This window comes from Kitasatospora sp. MY 5-36 (assembly GCF_001182915.1).
Classification (GTDB): Bacteria; Actinomycetota; Actinomycetes; order Streptomycetales; family Streptomycetaceae; genus Kitasatospora.
In genome coordinates this window covers 1-5,880 of the sequence record NZ_LFVW01000691.1, presented here as the reverse complement: position 1 = coordinate 5,880, position 5,880 = coordinate 1, and the positions used below count along the sequence as shown (strand labels likewise).

Annotated in this window: 3 protein-coding genes and 1 pseudogene; 3 read left to right on the top strand and 1 reads right to left on the bottom strand. The window is 75.8% G+C overall.

Features of this window, described 5'->3' with window-relative positions; genetic code table 11:
• Positions 1-313, bottom strand: a pseudogene (locus AE652_RS33735) (hypothetical protein); the annotation flags it as partial.
• An 832-nt stretch (positions 314-1,145) separates the two neighbouring features.
• Between AE652_RS33735 and AE652_RS33730 the strand changes: the two are divergent.
• From AE652_RS33730 to trmB, 3 genes are all read left to right on the top strand, one after another.
• Positions 1,146-2,573 carry a hypothetical protein gene (locus tag AE652_RS33730; RefSeq protein WP_049658584.1) on the top strand — a complete coding sequence of 476 codons (1,428 nt, stop codon included), beginning with the start codon at positions 1,146-1,148 and terminating at the stop codon, positions 2,571-2,573.
• A 490-nt stretch (positions 2,574-3,063) separates the two neighbouring features.
• Entirely contained in the window at positions 3,064-4,641 is a 1,578-nt protein-coding gene (locus AE652_RS33725) for a TROVE domain-containing protein (RefSeq protein ID WP_049658581.1), read from the top strand.
• Positions 4,642-4,764: 123 nt separating this feature from the next.
• A complete protein-coding gene (gene trmB, locus AE652_RS33720) occupies positions 4,765-5,595 on the top strand; it encodes a tRNA (guanosine(46)-N7)-methyltransferase TrmB (protein WP_049658578.1) in 831 nt (276 codons plus the stop codon).
• Positions 5,596-5,880 lie beyond the last annotated feature (285 nt).

Sequence of the window (5,880 nt, the reverse complement as noted above, 5' to 3'; positions counted from 1 at the left end):
GCGCCAACGGGCGCCTTCCGTCGGGGTGTTCGGCGTCGGTGGCGCCGCAGTGGCCGAGGACGGCGAGCCGGGAGGTGGCGGGGGTGTCCTCGACCTGGTCGGGGGCGGTGGGGCCGGTGCTGACCACGGCGGGGGCGCCGGGGCGGAGGGTGACCAGGCGGATCTCCCCGGGGCGCCAGTCGCCCACGGCCCAGAGCGGGTCCGGCCCGGCCCAGAGCGGGCGCGCGGCGATCGGCTCGACCCTGGCCAGCGCCTCGTACGCCGGGGTGCCCGCGCTCGACGCGCCCGTGCACCAGCCCGTCAGCCACCGCATCGCGCCTCCACCGGACGAGGACCTGCATCCGTGCGGTGCGTTCGTTCGCCGCCCGCCGGGCGGCCGGGTGGTGTGCCGTGGCGGCCCGTGCGCGTCCCGGCGTGCCCCCGCAGCTCGACGCGCCGTCAGTGGACATCGTGCCACCGCGGGCGGTCGCCGTGGTCGGTGTTTCGGGTTCCGCTTCCGTTCGGACCGCCCGTTCGACGGCCGCGGCGGCGGGGCGGCCCGGCCCGGGTGCGCTCGGGGGTGCGTTCAAGGGCCCGGGGTTCCGCCGGGGTCCGGGCGGCGCCCGATCACCCCGGGTGGGCAAGTTCCGTGCTTCGGAGGGGAGTTCGATCGTCCGGGTGCTCCCGGGGGGCGGACGGGCCGGGCCTCCCCCTCCCCGGCCCGGACCGCCGACGAACGCCTTTGGCATGGGCATCGCGAGATGGCCGAAAGGCGTCGCCCGACCCGGGAGGGCATCCGCACGCCCTCCCGGACTCCACCGCCGCCCGCGGGGATTGAGGCGGCGGCGTCCCCCGGCCCGCCGGGTCCTCGACGGCAGGCCGACCCACGACCACCAGCGAATCGCCGACCTGCCGGTCGGGCCAGGGGGCACGGCCGGGCGCACGTGTACACGGGACCGGAGCACGACGCTCCGGAGCGCCGCGCGGTCGGCCGGATCCGAGTGGTCCGGACCAACTCCGGTGCGGCACCGCCGAGTGCGCGATCCCGCCATCCGGAATGCGACCTCTTAACCGTCGGAACGCGTCCGACTACGCTAGGTACAGCAGCTACGGCCCGGTGCCGCCCGGGCCCCGCGCACAAGGCCGCAGGAGGTGCCGCCGCCACCATGACCGTCAGCCCACGTGGACCGAACGAACGGCTCGGCACGCTCCTGACCCTCGCCCAGATCAGCAACGCCGGACTGGCCCGCCGGGTCAACGACCTCGGCGCCCAGCGCGGGTTGACCCTGCGGTACGACAAGACCTCGGTGGCCCGCTGGGTCAGCAAGGGCATGGTGCCGCAGGGGCCCGTCCCGCACCTGATCGCCACCGCCATCGGCGGCAAGCTCGGCCGGCCCGTCCCGCTGGAGGAGATCGGCCTGGGCGACACCGACCCGGCGCCCGAACTCGGCCTGGCCTTCCCGCGCGAGGTCGCCGACGCGGTCCGCTCCGCGACCGACCTGTGGCGGGTCGACCTCGACCTGCGCCGGGGCCCCGGCGGCGGCCGCTGGAGCGACAGCCTGGCCGGCACCTTCTCGGTCGCCGCCTACGCGACCCCGGTGTCCCGCTGGCTGATCACCCCGGCGGACGGCTCGGTGGCCCGCGAGGTGCCGCGCTCCCCCACCGACACCTCCTCCTACCGGGTCGGCCACTCGGACGCCGCCAAGCTCCGCGAGGCCGCCCAGGAGGCCCGCCGCTGGGACTCCAAGTACGGTGGCGGGGACTGGCGTTCGTCGATGGTGCCGGAGTGCCTGCGGGTGGAGGCGGCACCGCTGCTGCTCGCCTCGTACAGCGACGCGGTCGGCCGGGCGCTGTTCGGCGCGACGGCCGAACTGACCAGGCTGGCCGGCTGGATGGCCTTCGACACCGGGCAGCACGAGGCCGCCCAGCGCTACTACATCCAGGCGCTGCGGCTGGCCCGGGCCGCCGCCGACGTGCCGCTCGGCGGCTACGTGCTGGCCTCGATGAGCCTCCAGGCCGGCTACCGGGGCTTCGCCGAGGAGGCGGTCGACCTCGCCCAGGCCGCGCTGGAGCGCAACCGGGGCCTGGCCACCGCCCGCACCATGAGCTTCTTCCACCTGGTGGAGGCCCGGGCCCAGGCCAAGGCCCGCAACGCGGCGGCGTGCGCGACGGCGCTCGGCGCCGCGGAGAGCGCGCTCGAACGGGCGCGCGCCGGGGATCCCGATCCGGCGTGGATCGACTTCTACGCCTACGACCGGCTCGCCGCCGACGCCGCCGAGTGCTTCCGCGACCTCGGAGTGCCCTCCAAGGTCCGGCAGTTCACCCGCGAGGCGCTGGCCACGCCCACCGAGGGCTTCGTCCGCTCGCACGGCCTGCGGCTGGTGGTCTCGGCGATGGCCGAGGCGGAGGCGGGCAACCTGGACGCCGCAGTCGCCGCCGGCGAACGCGCCGTCGAGGTGGCCGGCCGGATCTCCTCACAGCGCAGCCGGGAGTACGTGGTGGAGATGCTCCGGCGGCTGGAGCCCTTCCAGGGTGAACGCCGGGTACGGGAGTTGACCGAGCGGGCGCGGGCGGTGATCGTCGCCCCGGCGTGAGCGCCGGAGCGGCGACTCAGGCTGGTCATCGGACGGCGACCGGAACAGCGACCGGAACGGCGAGAGGGCCCGGCGGTAATTGAGGTGCGCCGGCGGGAGGGGCCTGGCTAGGGTTTCTCCCGTCCAGGTGCGCAGGCAGAGGTTACTTCCACTCTTAATGGGCGTGTCGCGGGTTCGAGTCCCGTCACCGGCTTCGGGCCGGTGTAGCTCAGTCGGTAGAGCAGCTATGTCACCTCAGCCGTCCTCGATCTCTGGACACCCACACGTGAACAGTTCGTCCGCACCTCCCGGTGCGACGGCAGCGGTTACTTCTTGGTGAGGCGCCCCCCTGGGCGCTGCGGTTCGAGCCCGCGAAACACCGCCGCCACCTTTGATCTCGGGAGGCGGCTCCTCGTGGTGCCCGGGTCCCGTCAGCCGTGACGGGACCCGGGCACCGCTGCCGCAGCACGCCTCCCTCCCACCGACACCAGCACGCCGAGGGGGCTGCCGCATGTCCAGGTTCAACGTCCGCGGGGCCAAGTCCGGTCCGAGTTCGCCGGTGACCACCACCGGCGCGCGCACCGTCAACCACAACGGCGGCCCCGGCTTCGTCCGGGACCGCAAGTCCGAGCTCTTCCTGCTCGCGGTGGCCAACATGGTCGGCCAGGACACCTTCCACGAGCGCGGCGGCGAGCGCGACGACCGCTACACCGCGCTGGTGCGCGAACTCGCCGTCGCCGAGCCGGAGTGGACCCTCGGACTGCTGCGCTGGCTGCGCCACGGCGCCCAGCTGCGCACCGCCGCCCTGGTCGGCGCCGCCGAGTTCACCCGCGCCCGGCTGGACGCGGGCGCCCACGGCCACTCCCGGCAGGCCGTCGCGGCGGTGCTGCGGCGCGCCGACGAGCCCGGCGAGCTGCTCGCCTACTGGACCTCGCGCTACGGCCGGGCGCTGCCCAAGCCGCTCAAGCGCGGTGTCGCGGACGCCGTCCGGCACCTCTACGACGCCCGCTCGCTGCTCAAGTACGACACCGCCGGCAAGGGCTACCGCTTCGGCGACGTGATCGAGCTGACCCACCCCTCGCCGGACCCGCGGAAGCACTGGCAGGGCGCGCTGTTCGCCCACGCGCTGGACCGCCGGCACCGGCCGGAGGAGGCCGTCCCGCCGGCCGCCGACCGGGTGCTGACCGCCAACCGCGAACTGCTCGCACTGCCCGTCGAGGAGCGCCGGGCGGCGGTGACCGCCGAGGGCGGCGCGGAACGGCTGGCCGCCGCCGGGCTGACCTGGGAGGCCCTGGCGGGCTGGCTGCAGGGCCCGCTGGACGCGGCGGTCTGGGAGGCGGTCATCCCGTCCATGGGTCCGATGGCGCTGGTGCGGAACCTGCGCAACTTCGACCGGGCCGGGGTCCCGGACGCCGTCGCGGCCGAGGTCGCCCGACGGATCTCCGACCAGGACGAGGTGCGGCGCTCGCGCCAGTTCCCGTTCCGCTACCTGGCCGCGTACCGCAACGTCCCCTCGCTGCGCTGGGGGCACGCGCTGGAGACCGCGCTCGGCCACTCGCTGGCCAACGTGCCGGAACTGCCCGGCCGGACGCTGATCCTGGTGGACCGCTCCGGTTCGATGTTCGACCGTTCCGGCGGGCCGACCGAGCTCAACCGGGCGGACTCCGCGGCGATCTTCGGCACCACGCTGAAGCTCCGGGCCGCCGAGGCGGACCTGGTCGAGTTCGGCACCTCCAGCCGGGTCGTCGAGGTCGGCCGGGGCGAGGCGGTGCTGCGGGTGCTGGAGCGGTTCTCCAGCCTCGGCGGCACCAACACCGCCGACGCGGTCCGGGCCCACTACCGGGGCCACGACCGGGTGGTGATCGTCACCGACGAGCAGACCGGCCCGGGCCACCGGGGCGGTGACCCGCTCGCCGCCGTCCCGGCCCACGTGCCCGTCTACACCTGGAACCTGGCCGGCTACGCCCCGGGCCACGGCCCCGGCGGCGGCGCCCACCGGCACACCTTCGGCGGCCTGAGCGACGCGGCCTTCCGGCTGGTCCCCCTCCTGGAGGCCGGGGCGAACGCCCGCTGGCCCTGGGAGGAGTAGCGGGGCGGCGGAGGCTTCGGGGGCGGGTCGGCGCACCGGACGGAGGGCGGGCAGACGGGCCCGGATGAGCCCGGTCACAGGCCCGGCCGGCGCGCCCCGGCAGCCCCGTAGACTCGGTTGATTGTGACTGCCACCGCCCCGATCCCCCAGCCCTCGCCGTCCGCCCGGCTGTCCGCCGCGCCGGCCGCCTACCCCGCGCCGATGTACCCGCACAAGGCCACCGAGGCCCAGCACCGCGAGCGTCGCATCCGCAGCTTCCAGCCGCGCCGGGGCCGGATGACCAACGCCCAGGCGAGCGCCCTGGACCGGAGCTGGGAGACGTACGGCATCCCCATCGACGGCACCCCGCTGGACCTGCCGGAGCTGTTCGGCGGCCTGCCGGTGACCCTGGAGATCGGCTTCGGCATGGGCGAGACCACCGCCGCGATGGCCGCCGCCGACCCGGCCACCGGCATCCTCGCCGCCGACGTGCACACCCCCGGCCACGGCAACCTGCTCGGCATGCTGGAGCGCGACGGCTCCCGCAACGTCCGGACGGCCGCCGGGGACGCGGTGATCCTGCTGCGCGACATGCTCCAGGACGCCTCGCTGGCCGGTCTGCGGGTCTACTTCGCCGACCCGTGGCCCAAGCCGAAGCACCACAAGCGCCGGCTGGTCCAGCCCTCCTTCCTCGACCTGGTGCTGCCCCGGCTCGCCCCCGGCGCCCTGGTGCACTGCGCCACCGACTGGGAGCCGTACGCGGAGCAGATGCTGGCCGTGCTGTCCGCCTCGCCGGAGCTGGAGAACCTGCACCCCGAGGGCGACGGGACCGGCTGGCTGGAGCCCGCGGACCACCCGGACGGCAGCGTCCCCGGCTACGCCCCGCGGCCGGACTGGCGTCCGGTCACCAAGTTCGAACGGGCCGGGATCGCCAAGGGCCACGTCGTCCACGACCTGCTGTTCCGCCGCCGCTGACCCACCCGCCCGGTTCGAACGGGCCACCGCGCGGCGGCCGTACGGGCGGGGCCGGGACGGACGGTTCGTCCCGACTCCTCCCGGCGGGCCGCCGCCGTGGCCTACCCTGTGCCGCATGGGCAGCCCGTCCGGCGGCGGGTTCCGGGCGAACGGTCGGACGACGGTCGCCGCCGCCGGCGCACCGGAGACGGTCCCGCGCACCGGCGACACCCGGACCATCCCGGGGCCCCGGAGGCACCGGGCCCACCGCCCGCTGCCCGCTCCTGGCACCGCCGCCGTCCCGGT